Source organism: Pseudomonas sp. MS646 (genome assembly GCF_036693845.1).
Lineage (GTDB): Bacteria > Pseudomonadota > Gammaproteobacteria > Pseudomonadales > Pseudomonadaceae > Aquipseudomonas > Aquipseudomonas chlororaphis_E.
In genome coordinates this window covers 2,236,494-2,253,442 of record NZ_CP144763.1, presented here as the reverse complement: position 1 = coordinate 2,253,442, position 16,949 = coordinate 2,236,494, and the positions used below count along the sequence as shown (strand labels likewise).

At 59.7% G+C, this 16,949-nt stretch carries 14 protein-coding genes; 11 read left to right on the top strand and 3 right to left on the bottom strand.

The window, feature by feature from the left end:
* Positions 1 to 8 precede the first annotated feature (8 nt).
* Both V3H56_RS10000 and infA read left to right on the top strand, forming a co-directional pair.
* Positions 9 to 716, top strand: a complete 708-nt coding sequence (locus tag V3H56_RS10000) for an arginyltransferase (RefSeq protein ID WP_042731107.1) — start codon at positions 9 to 11, stop codon at positions 714 to 716.
* 100 nt (positions 717 to 816) lie between these two features.
* Positions 817 to 1,035, top strand: a complete 219-nt coding sequence (gene infA / locus V3H56_RS09995) for a translation initiation factor IF-1 (RefSeq protein ID WP_002553999.1) — start codon at positions 817 to 819, stop codon at positions 1,033 to 1,035.
* 235 nt (positions 1,036 to 1,270) lie between these two features.
* Here the strand turns inward: infA and clpA are convergent, their stop codons facing one another.
* Complete coding sequence (gene clpA, locus V3H56_RS09990) at positions 1,271 to 3,541, bottom strand: ATP-dependent Clp protease ATP-binding subunit ClpA (RefSeq protein ID WP_042731108.1); 2,271 nt, start codon at positions 3,539 to 3,541, stop codon at positions 1,271 to 1,273.
* 29 nt (positions 3,542 to 3,570) lie between these two features.
* Positions 3,571 to 3,933, bottom strand: a complete 363-nt coding sequence (gene clpS, locus V3H56_RS09985) for an ATP-dependent Clp protease adapter ClpS (RefSeq protein WP_003180089.1) — start codon at positions 3,931 to 3,933, stop codon at positions 3,571 to 3,573.
* Between the two features lie 241 nt (positions 3,934 to 4,174).
* Between clpS and cspD the strand changes: the two genes are divergently transcribed.
* On the top strand, positions 4,175 to 4,426 hold the full coding sequence (gene cspD / locus V3H56_RS09980) for a cold shock domain-containing protein CspD (protein ID WP_144419493.1): 252 nt from the start codon (positions 4,175 to 4,177) through the stop codon (positions 4,424 to 4,426).
* 79 nt (positions 4,427 to 4,505) lie between these two features.
* On the opposite strand, the gene icd is transcribed toward cspD, so the two are convergent.
* Positions 4,506 to 5,762 carry an NADP-dependent isocitrate dehydrogenase gene (icd, locus tag V3H56_RS09975; protein WP_042732083.1) on the bottom strand — a complete coding sequence of 419 codons (1,257 nt, stop codon included), beginning with the start codon at positions 5,760 to 5,762 and terminating at the stop codon, positions 4,506 to 4,508.
* Positions 5,763 to 6,258: 496 nt separating this feature from the next.
* On the opposite strand from icd, the gene V3H56_RS09970 reads away from it, so the two are divergent.
* From V3H56_RS09970 to V3H56_RS09935, 8 genes are all read left to right on the top strand, one after another.
* Positions 6,259 to 8,484, top strand: a complete 2,226-nt coding sequence (locus V3H56_RS09970) for an NADP-dependent isocitrate dehydrogenase (protein ID WP_047737209.1) — start codon at positions 6,259 to 6,261, stop codon at positions 8,482 to 8,484.
* A gap of 196 nt (positions 8,485 to 8,680) precedes the next feature.
* Entirely contained in the window at positions 8,681 to 9,127 is a 447-nt protein-coding gene (locus V3H56_RS09965; protein ID WP_042732085.1) for an NUDIX hydrolase, read from the top strand.
* Positions 9,128 to 9,186: 59 nt separating this feature from the next.
* Positions 9,187 to 10,311 carry a tRNA 2-thiouridine(34) synthase MnmA gene (mnmA, locus tag V3H56_RS09960; protein ID WP_042732086.1) on the top strand — a complete coding sequence of 375 codons (1,125 nt, stop codon included), beginning with the start codon at positions 9,187 to 9,189 and terminating at the stop codon, positions 10,309 to 10,311.
* On the top strand, positions 10,308 to 10,931 hold the full coding sequence (gene hflD, locus V3H56_RS09955; protein WP_042732087.1) for a high frequency lysogenization protein HflD: 624 nt from the start codon (positions 10,308 to 10,310) through the stop codon (positions 10,929 to 10,931). The genes mnmA and hflD overlap by 4 nt, the downstream gene beginning before the upstream one ends.
* A gap of 271 nt (positions 10,932 to 11,202) precedes the next feature.
* Positions 11,203 to 12,573, top strand: a complete 1,371-nt coding sequence (gene purB, locus V3H56_RS09950; RefSeq protein WP_042729779.1) for an adenylosuccinate lyase — start codon at positions 11,203 to 11,205, stop codon at positions 12,571 to 12,573.
* Positions 12,574 to 12,657: 84 nt separating this feature from the next.
* Positions 12,658 to 13,824 carry a cupin domain-containing protein gene (locus V3H56_RS09945; protein ID WP_338474533.1) on the top strand — a complete coding sequence of 389 codons (1,167 nt, stop codon included), beginning with the start codon at positions 12,658 to 12,660 and terminating at the stop codon, positions 13,822 to 13,824.
* On the top strand, positions 13,817 to 14,242 hold the full coding sequence (locus V3H56_RS09940; protein WP_042729781.1) for a GNAT family N-acetyltransferase: 426 nt from the start codon (positions 13,817 to 13,819) through the stop codon (positions 14,240 to 14,242). The genes V3H56_RS09945 and V3H56_RS09940 overlap by 8 nt, the downstream gene beginning before the upstream one ends.
* 360 nt (positions 14,243 to 14,602) lie before the next feature.
* Entirely contained in the window at positions 14,603 to 16,801 is a 2,199-nt protein-coding gene (locus tag V3H56_RS09935) for a hypothetical protein (protein WP_212803624.1), read from the top strand.
* Positions 16,802 to 16,949: the final 148 nt, after the last annotated feature.

Genomic DNA, 16,949 nt, shown 5'->3' with positions numbered 1-16,949 from the left:
GGTTGATCATGACCGAGTTGGCGCGTTTGAAGTTCTATGCCACTCAGCCCCACTCTTGCAGTTACCTGCCGGAGGAGCAGGCCACGACGCTGTTCCTCGACCCCAGCCAGCCGATGGATGTGCATGTCTACGCTGACCTGTCGGAAATGGGCTTTCGTCGCAGCGGCGATCATCTCTACCGGCCCCATTGCCAGCACTGCAACGCCTGCGTCCCGGCGCGCATCCCCGTGGTGCAATTTGCGCCCAATCGCCAGCAGAAACGCATTTTCAAGCGCAACGCCGACCTTCAGGTCCGGCCGGCCAAGCCGCAGTTCACCGAGGAGTATTTCGACCTGTATCAACGCTACATCGAGCAACGCCATGCCGATGGCGACATGTACCCGCCCAGCCGCGATCAATTTTCCACCTTCCTGGTGCGCGACCTGCCTTTTTCGCGCTTCTACGAGTTCCGTCTCGACGGACGGTTGGTGGCGATTGCCGTCACCGACCTGCTCCCCAACGGTCTTTCAGCGGTGTACACCTTCTATGAGCCAGAGCAAGAGCGACGCAGCCTGGGGCGCTTCGCCATCCTCTGGCAAATCAGCGAAGCCCGGCGCCTGGGGCTCGATGCGGTGTACCTGGGCTACTGGATCAAGAACTGCAAGAAAATGAACTACAAGACCCAATATCGCCCCATTGAACTGCTGATTAACCAGCGCTGGGTTGTCCTGAACTAGAACCCCTTGGCTTGCCCCCCCTTTTTCGGGCACAATGCACGCCGCTTTTGCCTGGCGCAGTTGCACCGGGCCATTCACTGGACACCGAGGGCTTTACTGCATGTCGAAAGAAGACAGCTTCGAAATGGAAGGCACTGTCGTCGACACCCTGCCCAACACCATGTTTCGCGTGGAGTTGGAAAATGGGCACGTCGTAACCGCGCATATCTCCGGCAAGATGCGCAAGAACTACATTCGTATTCTTACCGGTGACAAAGTGCGCGTCGAGCTGACGCCCTATGACTTGAGCAAAGGGCGCATCACTTACCGCGCTCGCTAACAAGTCAATACTAGACGCCCGGCTGATGCCGGGCGTTTTTGTTTGTCCGCGATTTGATAATCCCCCGCCTCTCCTGTGGGAGCGGGCTTGCCCGCGAAAGCGGTGGATCAGCTTTCATGGATGTCAAATGAGAAACCGCATTCGCGAGCAAGCTCGCTCCCACAGGGGTTAGGGTGCGGTTGCGAAGACAGCAAAAAGGCGCCTTTCGGCGCCTTTTGCTTGTTACGGGTTTCGATCAGGCCATTTCGGCCGTGGTTTCGAAGTCGAAGGTCAGTTCGCCGTCCTTGATGTCGATGTGCACCACACCGCCATGCTCGGACAACTCGCCAAACAGGATCTCCTCCGCCAGCGGACGCTTGATCTTGTCCTGGATCAGGCGAGCCATTGGCCGTGCACCCATCGTCACATCGTAGCCGCCTTCCGCCAGCCAGCTGCGCGCCGCGTCGGTGACTTCCAGCAACACACGCTTGTCTTCGAGCTGCGCCTGAAGTTCGGTGAGGAACTTGTCCACCACGCTCTTGATCACCTCATGGCTGAGGCGACCAAACTGGATGATGGTATCCAGGCGGTTGCGGAACTCAGGCGTGAAGCTCTTCTTGATCACTTCCATCGCATCGGACGAATGGTCCTGATGGGTGAAACCGATCGAAGCGCGCGCCGCCGTCTCGGCACCGGCGTTGGTGGTCATGATCAGGATCACGTTGCGGAAATCCGCCTTGCGCCCATTGTTATCGGTCAGCGTACCGTGGTCCATGACCTGCAGGAGCAGGTTGAAGACTTCCGGGTGGGCCTTCTCGATCTCATCGAGCAGCAACACGCAATGCGGCTGCTTGGTGATGGCCTCGGTCAGCAAGCCGCCCTGGTCGAACCCGACATAGCCCGGAGGCGCACCGATCAGACGGGACACGGTATGGCGCTCCATGTACTCGGACATGTCGAAGCGCACCAGCTCGATGCCCATCGCCTTGGCCAGTTGCCGCGCAGCCTCGGTCTTGCCCACGCCTGTAGGCCCGGCGAACAGGAACGAACCCACCGGCTTGTCCGGCGACTTGAGTCCGGCGCGGGACAGCTTGATGGCCGTCGACAACGAGTCGATGGCCGCGTCCTGACCGAACACCGTCAGCTTCAGGTCACGCTCCAGGTTGCGCAGCAGTTCCTTGTCGGAACTGGTGACATGCTTGGGCGGAATCCGCGCGATCTTCGCCACGATGTCCTCGACCTGAGGTACGTCGATGCGCTTGACGCGCTTGTCCACCGGTTGCAGGCGCTGATAGGCACCCGCCTCGTCGATGACGTCGATGGCCTTGTCCGGCATGTGCCGGTCATTGATGTAGCGCGAGGCCAGTTCGGCCGCCGCGCGCAGGGCTTCATCGCTGTACTCGATGTTGTGGTGCAGCTCGAAACGCCCTTTCAGGCCGCGCAGGATACCGATGGTGTCTTCCACCGACGGCTCCGACACGTCGACCTTCTGGAAACGCCGCGCCAGGGCCCGGTCCTTCTCGAAGATGCCGCGGAATTCCTGGAACGTGGTCGAACCGATGCAGCGGATATCACCCGACGACAGCAGTGGCTTGAGCAGGTTGGACGCGTCCATGACCCCACCTGACGCGGCGCCGGCACCGATGATGGTGTGGATCTCGTCGATGAACAGGATCGCCTGCGGACGTTTCTTCAACTCGCCGAGCAACGCCTTGAAGCGCTTCTCGAAATCACCGCGGTACTTGGTGCCGGCCAGCAAGGCACCCAGGTCGAGGGAATACACCACGCTGTTGGCCAGCAGGTCCGGCACCTGGTTGTCGACGATGCGCTTGGCCAGGCCTTCGGCGATCGCGGTCTTGCCTACGCCCGCCTCGCCCACCAGCAATGGGTTGTTCTTGCGCCGCCGGGCGAGGATCTGCGCCACGCGCTCGACTTCGAGCTCTCGGCCCACGAGCGGGTCGATACGCCCCTGGCGCGCCAGTTCGTTCAGGTTGCTGGCATAGGCATCCAGCGGATTGCCCGAAGAAGAAGACTCACCGCCCTCGTCGTCCTGCATATCCTGCTCACCCTCGGAATGATCGCCATGCCCCGGCACCTTGGAGATGCCATGGGCGATGTAGTTGACGACATCGATACGTGCAACGCTCTGTTGCTTGAGCAGGAATACGGCCTGGCTTTCCTGCTCGCTGAAGATCGCAACCAGCACGTTGGCGCCAGTGACTTCACGCTTGCCCGAGCTCTGTACATGGAAGACAGCACGCTGCAGGACACGCTGGAAGCCCAGGGTTGGCTGGGTTTCCCGATCCTCGTCATGAACGGGGATCAAGGGCGTGGTGGAGTCGATGAACTCCTGCAGGTCATGCTTGAGTTTATCGAGGTTCGCGCCGCAGGCACGCAATACGGTGGCGGCAGCCTCGTTATCCAATAGGGCCAGCAGCAGGTGCTCGACGGTCATGAACTCATGACGCTTCGAACGAGCCTCCTTGAAGGCAAGATTGAGGGTGACTTCGAGCTCGCGGTTTAACATAGCTTCACCTCATACCCAAGTGGTCGGCGTTAACCGTCCTTCTCGATTTCACAGAGTAGCGGATGCTGGCTTTCCCGGGCGTACTGGTTGACCTGCATGGCCTTTGTCTCGGCGATGTCGCGGGTAAACACTCCACATACTGCCCGTCCCTCTGTATGAACGGCCAGCATGACCTTGGTCGCCAGCTCGCGATTCAGGTTAAAAAACACCTCGAGCACTTCGACGACGAAATCCATCGGTGTGTAGTCATCGTTGAACAAAACCACCTTGTACATCGGTGGCGCCTGTAATGCAGGCTTTGCCTCCTGAACAGCAATGCCTGCGGAATCGTCGTCGTGTAGATCCGGGCGATCCTGATTGAATGTTAGTCGAATCTGGCTGACTGCATGCATGGAAAGAAAGGTTCGTTTAGTTGGCGAATACAGTGATGGGGGCGCTTTCGGGCGATTTCAACCACGACCACCCGGCCACCTTGACTATCGGCAAAACGGTGTTACAACCAATAGAGCCCATCGTGGGTTAAAAAGGTCCGTGGCTTCTACCCTGTTTTCAAGATTAGCCTGCGGATGGACTGGATGATACTCCAGTGATGGAGTGCGTTGCAGAGGGATATGGTTTATGTCGGCTGTCAAGATGAGTGGCAAGGTGAAATGGTTCAACAATGCCAAGGGCTACGGATTCATTATCGCAGCCGGCCGGGATGAAGACCTTTTCGCCCATTACTCGGCAATCAGCATGGAAGGCTATAAGACCCTGAAGGCTGGACAACCTGTGACGTTCGAAGTCATCCAGGGACCCAAGGGCCTGCACGCGGTCAACATCAAGGTGGACTGCGTCGAAGACACCGCCGCCCCCGCACCCGCCAGGGTCGTCGAGACGCTTTGACCGGCAACTACCCCGGACGAACGAAAAATGCCCGGCTCGATCGACTCGAGCCGGGCATTCGCGTTGGGCGCCGATCCGTTTACATGTGCGAGATCAGGGCATCGCCGAAGCCCGAAGACGACACCAGCTTGGCACCGTCCATCAGGCGTTCGAAGTCATAGGTCACGGTCTTGGCCGAAATCGCGCCGTTGGTGCCCTTGATGATCAGGTCGGCCGCCTCGGTCCACCCCATGTGACGCAGCATCATTTCAGCCGACAGGATCAGCGACCCCGGGTTGACCTGGTCCTTGCCCGCATACTTGGGCGCAGTACCGTGGGTGGCTTCGAACATCGCCACGGTGTCGGACAGGTTGGCACCTGGCGCGATACCGATCCCGCCCACTTCCGCCGCCAGGGCGTCGGAGAGGTAGTCACCGTTGAGGTTCAACGTCGCAATCACATCGTACTCGGCCGGACGCAGCAGGATCTGCTGGAGCATCGCATCGGCGATGGCATCCTTGACGATCACGTTCTTGCCGGTCTTCGGGTTCTTGAACTGCATCCATGGGCCGCCGTCGAGCAGCGTCGCGCCAAACTCCTCGGCCGCCACTTCGTAGGCCCATTCCTTGAAGGCACCTTCGGTGAACTTCATGATGTTGCCTTTGTGCACGATGGTCAGCGAATCCCGGTCATTGTCGACGACATATTGCAAGGCCTTGCGCGCCAGGCGCTGGGTGCCTTGCTTGGACACCGGCTTGACGCCAATGCCGCAGTTTTCGTCGAAGCGGATCTTGGTCACGCCCATTTCTTCTTTCAGGAACTTGATGACCTTGGTGGCTTCGGCCGAGCCGGCCTTCCACTCGATGCCCGCGTAGATGTCTTCGGAGTTCTCGCGAAAGATCGTCATGTCCACGTCACCCGGCTTCTTGACCGGGCTCGGCACGCCTTCGAACCAGCGCACCGGGCGCAGGCACACATACAGGTCGAGTTGCTGGCGCAGGGCCACGTTGAGCGAACGGATGCCGCCACCGACCGGCGTGGTCAGCGGGCCCTTGATGGACACCACGTAATCCTTGACCGCATCCAGGGTTTCCTGGGGCAGCCAGGTGTCCTGGTCGTAGACCTGGGTGGCCTTCTCACCGGCATAGACCTCCATCCAGGAAATCTTGCGCTTGCCGCCGTAGGCCTTCTGCACCGCAGCGTCCACAACCTTGATCATGACCGGACTGATATCGACGCCAATGCCGTCGCCTTCGATGAAGGGGATGATCGGGTTGTCGGGAACATTAAGAGAATGGTCTGCATTGACGGTAATTTTGTCACCGACGGCTGGAACCTGAATCTTTTGATACCCCATGCTGAACTCCATTGCTTGGATTGAACATCTGGCTGCATTCGAGCGTAACCCAGTTGTATCGGCACGCAAACCCTACGTTCGACTCATCCGGCACAAAGCGCTGCAGTTGGCCGCGTACAAGCCTGAAAACCAAGGGAAAAGCGCCAAACATGAGCATAGTCCGACCGCCCGCGCCTGCGACGTTTAGACCAATGGACGTGTACGGAAGTCTATGAAGCATCGGCAGATTGCCAGCTACCTATGTATAATGCCGCCGCTGACCACAGGGTCACGACGGCCGGACGCTTGCGCTTGAGAAGAAAAAGCCAGGATTTTCCGCCAGTTACGAAGCCGGACCGTTACCGCGGCTCCACCGCTTGACGCTCGACTGATGCACCCAACATCACCGCGAAGAAACCTCGACATTCGGCTCACGGATGACTTTGAACGAACGCGCTTACCCGGCGCCCCTCGAGTTTCTGCGCATGCTTTAGCAAAGAAGAGAGTTAATCCGAATATGCCCACCCGCTCGAAGATCATCTATACCTTCACCGACGAAGCTCCCGCCCTCGCCACCTATTCACTGCTGCCGATCGTCGAAGCCTTTACCGCTTCGGCCGATATCGCCGTGGAAACCCGCGACATCTCCCTCGCAGGGCGCATCCTGGCCAGCTTCCCCGAGCAATTGGGTGACAAAGCCGTAGCCGACCACCTCGCCGAACTGGGCGACCTGGCCGTTACGCCTGAAGCCAACATCATCAAACTGCCGAACATCAGTGCTTCGGTGCCGCAACTGCAGGCCGCGATCAAGGAATTGCAGGCCCAGGGCTACGCGCTGCCGGACTACCCGGAAACCGTGACCAGCGATGCCGAGAAAGACGCTCGCGCCCGTTACGACAAAGTCAAAGGCAGCGCCGTGAACCCGGTCCTGCGCGAAGGCAACTCCGACCGTCGTGCGCCGCTGTCGGTCAAGAACTACGCGCGCAAGCACCCGCACAAGATGGGCGCCTGGGCAGCGGACTCCAAGTCCCACGTGGCCCACATGAGCAACGGTGATTTCTACGGCAGCGAAAAAGCCGCCCTGATCGACGCCGCTGGCAGCGTGAAAATCGAGTTGATCGCCCAGGACGGCACTGCCACTGTCCTGAAGGAAAAAACCACCGTGCAAGCCGGTGAGATCCTCGACTGCGCCGTACTGAGCAAGAAAGCCCTGCGCGAATTCATCGCAGCCCAGATCGAAGACGCCAAGAAACAAGGCGTGCTGCTGTCGGTGCACCTCAAGGCCACCATGATGAAGGTCTCCGACCCGATCATGTTCGGTCAGATCGTGGCCGAGTTCTATAAAGACGCCCTGGCCAAGCACGCCGAGGTGCTGGAGCAGATCGGTTTCAACCTGAACAACGGCATCGGCGACCTGTACGCCCGCATCAAGGCCCTGCCGGCCGAGCAGCAGGCGCAGATCGAAGCCGACATCCAGGCGGTCTACGCGGTGCGTCCATCCCTGGCGATGGTCAACTCCGACAAAGGCATCACCAACCTGCACGTGCCGAGCGACGTCATCGTCGACGCCTCGATGCCGGCCATGATCCGTGACTCCGGCAAGATGTGGGGCACCGATGGCCAACTGCACGACACCAAGGCTGTGATCCCGGACCGCTGCTACGCCACCATCTACCAGGCGGTGATCGAAGACTGCAAGCAACACGGCGCCTTCGACCCCACCACCATGGGCAGCGTGCCGAACGTCGGCCTGATGGCCAAGAAGGCCGAGGAATACGGCTCCCACGACAAGACCTTCCAGATCAAGGTCGACGGCGTGGTGCGTGTATCCGACAGCACCGGTCGCACTCTGCTGGAGCAGAACGTCGAGGCTGGCGACATCTTCCGCATGTGCCAGACCAAGGACGCGCCGATCCAGGATTGGGTCAAGCTGGCCGTCAACCGTGCCCGCGCCAGCAACACGCCGGCGATTTTCTGGCTGGACCCGATGCGCGCCCATGACGGCGTGGTCATCGAGAAAGTCCAGGCCTACCTGAAAGACCACGACACCAACGGCCTGGACCTGCGCATCATGTCGCCGGTCGAAGCGATGAAGTTCACCCTGGCCCGCACTCGCGAAGGCAAGGACACCATCTCGGTGACCGGCAACGTGCTGCGCGACTACCTGACCGACCTGTTCCCGATCATGGAACTGGGCACCAGCGCCAAGATGCTGTCGATCGTGCCGCTGATGAACGGTGGTGGCCTGTTCGAAACCGGCGCCGGCGGTTCCGCGCCCAAGCACGTCCAGCAACTGCTGGAAGAAAACTTCCTGCGCTGGGATTCCCTGGGCGAGTTCCTGGCCCTGGCCGCGTCCCTCGAACACCTGGGCGTGACCTACAACAACCCTAAGGCACTGGTGCTGGCCAAGACCCTCGACCAGGCCACTGGCGAGTTCCTGGACCGCAACAAGTCGCCTTCGCGCAAAGTGGGCGGCATCGACAACCGTGGCAGCCACTTCTACCTGACCCTGTTCTGGGCTCAGGCACTGGCCGCACAGAATGACGATGAAGCCCTCAAGGCTCAGTTCACCGCCCTGGCCAAGACGCTGACCGACAACGAAGAGAAGATCGTTGCCGAACTCAACGCCGTGCAGGGCAAGCCCGTGGACATTGGCGGCTACTACTTCGCCAACCCGGAACTGACCAGCAAGGCCATGCGCCCGAGCGCCACCTTCAACGCGGCAATCGCTGCGCTGGTGTAAGGTCCTCAGGAAGCACCACGAACCCCGGCCTTGTGCCGGGGTTTGTGTTTTCAGCCTTGCCACATCACCTTGTGGGAGCGGGCTTGCTCGCGAAGGCGGTGGGTCAGCGAACGAATAGGCCGACTGACCCACCGCCTTCGCGAGCAAGCCCGCTCCCACATTGATCGCATTCAGCCATTGAGATCGAGGACACCACATGAATTGGAACCCCCACATCACCGTCGCCACCATCGTCGAGGACAACGGCCGCTTCCTGATGGTGGAGGAATCCAAGGGCGGGCGCGCGGTGCTCAACCAGCCCGCCGGGCACCTGGACCCGGATGAGACGCTGATCGAGGCCGCCGTGCGCGAAACCCTGGAAGAAACCGGCTGGGACGTCGAGCCCACCAGCGTGGTGGGCATCTACCTGTACACCGCCCCCAGCAATGGCGTGACCTACCAGCGGGTCTGCTTCGCCGCCAAGGCGCTCAGGCACCACCCCGAGGCACCGCTGGACGACGGCATTCTCGGCGCCCGATGGCTGACCCGCGACGAACTGCTCGAACAGCGCGAACGCTGGCGCAGCGAGCTGATCATCCGCTGCATCGACGATTATCTGGCCGGTCATCGCCACAGTCTGACGCTGATCCGTCCTTCTCTTTAGCCTTGAGCGCCCGGGCCTGATAGAATCGCGTCCTTTTTCAAGACACTCATTGAACTGCTATGCGCGATCCAGCCCCTTCTGACACACAAAAGAAGCGCGTCATTGTCGGCATGTCCGGCGGCGTGGACTCTTCCGTTTCCGCCCTTCTGCTGATCGAGCAGGGTTATGAGGTGGAAGGCCTGTTCATGAAGAACTGGGAAGAAGACGACGGAACCGAATACTGCACCGCCATGGACGACCTCGCGGACGCCCAGGCCGTGTGCGACAAGATCGGCATCAAGCTGCACACCGCCAACTTTGCCGCCGAGTACTGGGACAACGTGTTCGAGCACTTCCTGGCCGAGTACAAGGCCGGTCGCACGCCGAACCCGGACATCCTCTGCAACCGCGAGATCAAGTTCAAGGCGTTCCTCGACTACGCGATGATGCTCGGCGCCGACCTGATCGCCACCGGTCACTACGTGCGCCGCCGCGACATCGACGGTCGTACCGAGCTGCTCAAGGGCCTGGACCCGAACAAGGACCAGAGCTACTTCCTGCATGCGGTCGGCGGCGAACAGATCGCCAAGACGCTGTTCCCGGTGGGCGAACTGGAAAAGCCCGAAGTACGGGCCATCGCCGAGAAACACGCCCTCGCCACCGCGAAGAAGAAGGACTCCACCGGGATCTGCTTCATCGGCGAGCGCCGCTTCAGCGACTTCCTCAAGCAATACCTGCCGGCCCAGCCAGGCGAGATCAAGACAACCGAAGGCGAAGTCATCGGCCGCCACCATGGCCTGATGTACCACACCATCGGCCAGCGCCAGGGCCTGGGCATCGGCGGCCTGAAAGACGCCGGCGAAGAGCCGTGGTACGTACTGATCAAGGACCTGGAACACAACGAGCTGATCGTCGGCCAGGGCAATGACCATCCGTGGCTGTTTTCCCGCGCCCTGCTCGCCTCCGACATCTATTGGGTCAACCCGATCGACCTCAGCGAGCCACGCCGCCTGACGGCCAAGGTCCGCTACCGGCAGGGCGACCAGCCTTGCACCCTGGAAAAGACCGCCACCGGCTACCGAGCCACGTTCGACGATCCGCAACGGGCGGTCACGCCTGGCCAGTCCGTGGTGTTCTACGATGGCGAAATCTGCCTGGGCGGCGGCGTCATCGAAGTGGCCGAGCCCTGGAGTAGCAAGGCATGACCCCGATCCAGGAACAACTGACGGCGTTGGGCGGCGTGTTTCTCGCCGCCGTGCTGGTGGACCGGATCGCCAAGACCGGCCAGGCCTCCGAAGCGGGCCTGAGCTGCATGCTCGGCAGCCTGCTGGTTCGCGACCCCAAGGACACCCTGGAAGTCTACGGTGGCGACGACCTCAACCTGCGCGAAGGCTACCGCGCACTGGTCGGCGCCCTGGAGCGCGACCCCAGCGCCTTGCAGCGCGAACCGCTGCGCTACGCCCTGTCTATGCTGGGGCTCGAGCGCCAGCTGGCCAAGCGCGACGACATGCTGGAGACTATCGGCAAGCGTCTGCCGCAGATTCAATCCCAGGTCGAACACTTCGGCCCGTCCCACGAGAATGTCGTGGCCGCCTGTGGCGCCCTGTACCAAGACACCCTGAGCACCCTGCGCCAACGCATCCAGGTGCACGGCGACATGCGCAACCTGCAGCAACCGAGCAACGCCTCGAAGATCCGCGCCCTGCTGCTCGCCGGGATCCGCTCGGCGCGGTTGTGGCGGCAACTGGGCGGCCATCGCTGGCAACTGGTGATCAGCCGGCGCAAGTTGTTGAAAGAGCTTTACCCATTGATGCGCAACGAATAAGTCGCTTCAACCGGTTTTTTTGTGGCGAGGGGATTCATCCCCGTTGGGCTGCGAAGCGGTCCCAAACCAGGTAACTCGGTGCGCCAAGAAGATTGAGTTCGCTGCTTTTAGGGCTGCTGCGCAGCCCAGCGGGGATAAATCCCCTCGCCACAGGTAATAAACAGTTTTATTTCGTTACGCGTAACACGCCGGTCAGTTGGCGACGGATCGGCGATTGTTTTCATGTATGATACGCGCCCCATTTCGTTGCCCGACTGTCCGAGAACACCCCATGCAGCTCTCTTCGCTCACTGCGGTTTCCCCTGTAGACGGCCGCTACGCCGGCAAAACCCAGGCCCTGCGCCCGATTTTCAGCGAGTACGGCCTGATCCGTGCCCGCGTCCTGGTTGAAGTGCGCTGGCTCCAGCGCCTGGCCGCCCACCCCGCCATCGGCGAAGTCCCGGCGTTTTCCGCCGAAGCCAACGCGGTGTTGAACACCCTGGCGGACAACTTTGCGCTGGAGCATGCCGAGCGCGTCAAAGAGATCGAACGCACCACCAACCACGACGTCAAGGCCATCGAGTACCTGCTCAAGGAGCAGGCGGCCAAGCTGCCGGAACTGGCCAACGTGAGCGAGTTCATCCACTTCGCCTGCACCAGCGAGGACATCAACAACCTGTCCCACGCCCTGATGCTGCGCGAAGGCCGTGACGAGGTGATGCTGCCGCTGATGCGTCAGGTCGCCCAGGCGATCCGCGAGCTGGCCATCCGCTTTGCCGACGTCCCGATGCTGTCCCGCACCCACGGTCAACCGGCATCGCCGACCACCCTGGGCAAGGAACTGGCGAACGTGGTGTACCGCCTGGAGCGCCAGATCGCTCAAGTGGCCGCCGTGCCGCTGCTGGGCAAGATCAATGGCGCCGTGGGCAACTACAACGCCCACCTGTCGGCCTACCCGGACATCGACTGGGAAGCCAACGCCCGCGCCTTCATCGAAGACGAACTGGGCCTGAGCTTCAACCCGTACACCACCCAGATCGAGCCGCATGACTACATTGCCGAGCTGTTCGATGCGATCGCGCGCTTCAACACCATCCTGATCGACTTCGACCGTGACATCTGGGGCTACATCTCCCTGGGTTACTTCAAGCAACGCACCATTGCCGGCGAAATCGGTTCCTCGACCATGCCGCACAAGGTCAACCCGATCGACTTCGAAAACTCCGAAGGCAACCTGGGCATCGCCAACGCACTGTTCCAGCACCTGGCGAGCAAGCTGCCAATCTCCCGCTGGCAGCGCGACCTGACCGACTCCACCGTGCTGCGCAACCTGGGCGTGGGCTTTGCCCACAGCGTCATCGCCTACGAAGCCAGCCTCAAGGGCATCGGCAAGCTGGAACTCAATGAGCAGAAGATCGCCGCCGACCTGGACGCCTGCTGGGAAGTCCTGGCCGAGCCGATCCAGACGGTCATGCGCCGCTACAACATCGAAAACCCCTACGAAAAACTGAAAGAACTGACCCGCGGCAAAGGCATCAGCCCTGAAGCGTTGCAGACTTTCATCGATGGCCTGGACATGCCCGCCGACGCCAAGACCGAACTGAAGAAGCTGACCCCGGCCAGCTACATCGGCAACGCCGCGGCACAAGCCAAGCGCATCTGACGCACCGCTGCACCCTTGAGACGCCCGGCCGCGCCGGGCGTTTTTATTCGCGTATGAAAAGTATATTTTTTCAATAGGTTACACATGAATCCTGATATTCCTCTGCAACTCCTGGGCGGCATCACGGCACGGGAGTTCTTGCGCGACTACTGGCAGAAAAAGCCCCTGCTGATCCGCCAGGCCATTGCTGACTTCGAAAGCCCGATCGATGCCGACGAACTGGCCGGCCTGGCCCTGGAAGAAGAAGTCGAATCGCGCCTGGTGCTCGAGCACGGCGAGCGCCCCTGGGAGCTGCGTCGCGGCCCGTTCGCCGAAGACGAATTCAGCCAACTGCCGGCGCGAGACTGGACCCTGCTGGTGCAAGCCGTCGACCAGTTCGTCCCGGAAGTCAGCGAACTGCTGGAGCACTTTCGCTTCCTGCCAAGCTGGCGCATCGATGACGTGATGATCAGCTTCGCTGCCCCTGGTGGCAGCGTCGGCCCGCATTTCGACAACTACGACGTATTCCTGCTGCAAGGCCATGGCAAGCGCAACTGGAAGATCGGCCAGATGTGCGACTCCGACAGCCCGCTGCTGCCCCACGCCGACTTGCGCATCCTCGCCGACTTCGAGGCCACCGACGAATGGGTCCTGGAACCCGGCGACATGCTCTACCTGCCGCCACGCCTGGCCCATTGCGGGGTGGCCGTGGATGACTGCATGACTTACTCCGTGGGCTTTCGCGCACCGAGCGCGGCCGAAGTGCTGACCCACTTCACCGACTTCCTCAGCCAGTTCCTGCCGGACGAAGAACGCTACACCGACGCCGATGCGCGCCCGGCAAGCGATCCACACCAGATCCAGCACGACGCCCTCGACCGCCTCAAGGGCCTGCTGGCCGAACACATGAGCGACGAACGCCTGCTGCTGACCTGGTTCGGCCAGTTCATGACCGAGCCACGCTACCCGGAACTGGTGGTTGGCCCGGAACTGGAAGAAGACGACCTTTTGGCCGGCCTGGAACAAGGCGCGGTGATCATCCGCAATCCGAGCGCGCGCCTGGCCTGGTCGGAAGTCGACGACGACCTGCTGCTGTTCGCCAGCGGCCAGAGCCGCTACCTGCCGGGCAAGCTGCGCGATCTGCTGAAGATGATCTGCGCCGCCGACGCCCTGCACATCGAGAACCTCGGCCCCTGGCTGGCCGATGAAGACGGCCGCGGCCTGATCTGCGAGCTGGTCAAACAAGGCAGCCTGGGGTTCGCCGATGAATAAAATTCACGTTCGTGTCGCAGACTGGCAAAAGGATAACGCCGAGATCCGGCGCATTCGTGAAGCGGTGTTCATTGCCGAGCAATCCGTCCCACCCGAGCTGGAATGGGATGCCGACGACCAGGGCGCCGTGCACTTCCTCGCCTTCGAAGGCGATTTCCCCATCGGCACCGCGCGCCTGCTGACCGACGGCCATGTCGGGCGCGTCTCGGTGCTCAAGGACTGGCGCGGCCTGAAGGTCGGCGACGCCCTGATGCACGCGGTGATCGCGGAAGCCGAGAAGCGTGGCCTCAAGCAACAGAAACTCAGCGCCCAGGTGCACGCCACGCCGTTCTATGAGCGACTGGGCTTCGCCGTGGTCAGCGAGGAGTTCCTGGAAGCCGGGATCCCTCATGTGGATATGGTGCGCGGTAGCGCCTGAGCGCTGCGCCCCACGATTGATCGAGCACCAGCAAGAAAGCCATGGGCTTGCATGCAGGTTGCCCAAATAAATGGATCGGCAAAAAAGCGGCCATCGTGAGATGGCCGCTTTTTTGCATAACACCTAATACCAGAAACCTTCCTTAAGCACCCTCCCGATAAACGGATCACCGTTGGTCAATACTGCCATTTCTGACAGTAGCCGCTTGAATCGTCAGCCCCTAGCATCGAACTGAAACTTGGAAAAGACGATGAAGTTAGGTCTGCTGCCTACGCGTTGCACACATGGGCACCCAGAACAGTATGTGAGTTTAGCTTTTCCAATCCTTCAGTTTATGTTTATGCCGAATGGAGAAGTGAAATGACAGCTATGATTCTAAATCCCCTTTATGATGAGATTGCAGTCGCCCGCAGACCCAAAGTGACAGGCACCAGCAGCCCAAACGCTGCCATCACGCTCTACGAGTCCAATGTCGGTAATAAGATATGGGGTAGCACTTATGCAGATGCCAGTGGCAACTGGACCCTTGTACCCAGCGAAGACCTGCCGCTGGGGAGGTTTGGGCTAGTAGTCTCGGAAAATGGTGAATGGTCGAATAATCGTTATGTCCAAGTACGGGATTGGGACTTTCTCATTAACACCCCCGAAGAGGATGCCCGAGTAATACGACGCCCCACGATATCCGGAATCTCCGAACCCGATTCAAAAATAGATATTTATGAGTCTAATGTCGGAAACAAGATATGGGGTAGCGGCCATGCCGACAAATATGGATCTTGGAGCATTACACTTTCCGAAGATCTACCAGACGTCAGGTTTGGGCTGGTTGCCAATGATGGTAAACAATGGTCAAACAATCGATATGTCACTGTAACGGCGGGTGTTCTCTCTCCGACGCCGTCTTTTTCTCTGCTCATCTGGTACCCTCACGAGGATGATCAGGTACCACGACGCCCCACGGTAGCCGGATTCGCCGAACCCAATTCAAAGATAGATATATATGAGGCTAATGTCGGCAACAAGATATGGGGCAGTGGCAATACCGACCCATATGGATATTGGAGCATCGATCTTCCCGAGGATCTGCCAGAGACCAGGTTTGGTCTGATTGCCAGTGATGGCAAACAATGGTCGAACAATCGATATGTCAATGTATCGAACTTGGGCAATCCATCCCCAGGGCAAAACACCGCCCTGAACATCGACAGGCCCGGCGAGGACACTCAGGTATCGCGGCGTCCGATGGTATCCGGAACCGCTGCTCCAAATTCGAAAATTGACATCTACGAGTCATATGTCGGAAACAAGATATGGGGCAGCGGTTATGCTGACCAGTATGGACGATGGTACATTATCCTCTCCGATGATCTGCCGCAGACCAGGTTCGGGCTGGTCGCCAACGATGGTAATGGTTGGTCAAACAATCGATATATTTATGTCGCCCCCTCCCCCCCAGACATTGACAAGATCGCCCACCAAGTGACTGGCTATTTAAACGAGATTGTCCCGTTTGCGAATAAAATACTTGGACTTATACAAAGCGGCGCTTACACCCCTCCCTCCGGGGGCGGAAGTGCAATACCTATTACAGGAGATGTTGTAGGTGTCGCCTTGAATGTATACAACGATATAAAAGAGTATGGCTTCATATGGAATAGAACACCTGACACCACACGCCACGACCGCACGGGGGTCATACTCACAGTCGACGCAAATACGCGGACTCCGCAACGTGCCAGCGTATCCGTAAGCAGGGACTGGCTGGTGTCATTTGTATCTTCAAGTGTTGCTTTCCCGGTGCCGATCCCCCTGCCTGCCGACACATGGGAATACGGCCATAATCTTTACTGCAAAGCAGCTGGCGACACCAATTATCCTATAGCCAGCGGTGACAATAACTTCCCTTTCAATGGGCCGGGAGCCTATGTTGGACAATTGCTCTATAAGTTTGGGGAGAACGGAAAGGCCTTGCCGATTTATAACGAACACTATGCAAGCACACTGAGCGAGCAAGGTGAACTTTTTCTGAGAATGAACATACCTGACGAGCGGCTTACCCGATGCTACGGCGCCATGCAGGTTTACGTCGGCACATTCAGACCCAGTGGAGAACTCGTATTCGTTACAGTAATCCCGGACAGCGGCTGGGTCAGGTGCGGCATCACCAGACATCAGAACTGGGACAAGATCGTTCACTTGGGAAATTCCAGTGAACCGATATTCATGGCGCTCGATGCACCGGCCGTCTCACGAAAAAACAACTGGGGAGCCCCGGCGCTCACCACTACGGTTGCCTCGATTTCAGGAGATTGCGGCCCAGCAGGCGTATCGGAAAAACTTATTTCCATCGTCGGCGACACGTCTTATCCCTACAGCGGGCCAGGCGCCAGATATGGCCAGCTCATCTATAAATGGGGAGAAAACGGGACACCGCTGCCCGCTTGGCATTCGGAGGAGCGAGGTGAACAGAAGATCGGAGACATTTTCTTGAGAATGAACGACAGGGGAGACGGCATGCATGACAACCAGTCAAGCCTAATACGAGTCATTGTCAGCTGAGGCGCGGCAGACTTTCTGAGACAATCTCATCAGATGGGCGGTTCGCCGCCTATCGCTCTACCAGACGCCTGTCCAAGAAAACGCCCCGCCATCCTCCAATGCCGGGGCGTTTTGCTGCCTATCATTCAACTTGCACCACGCTGGGCCG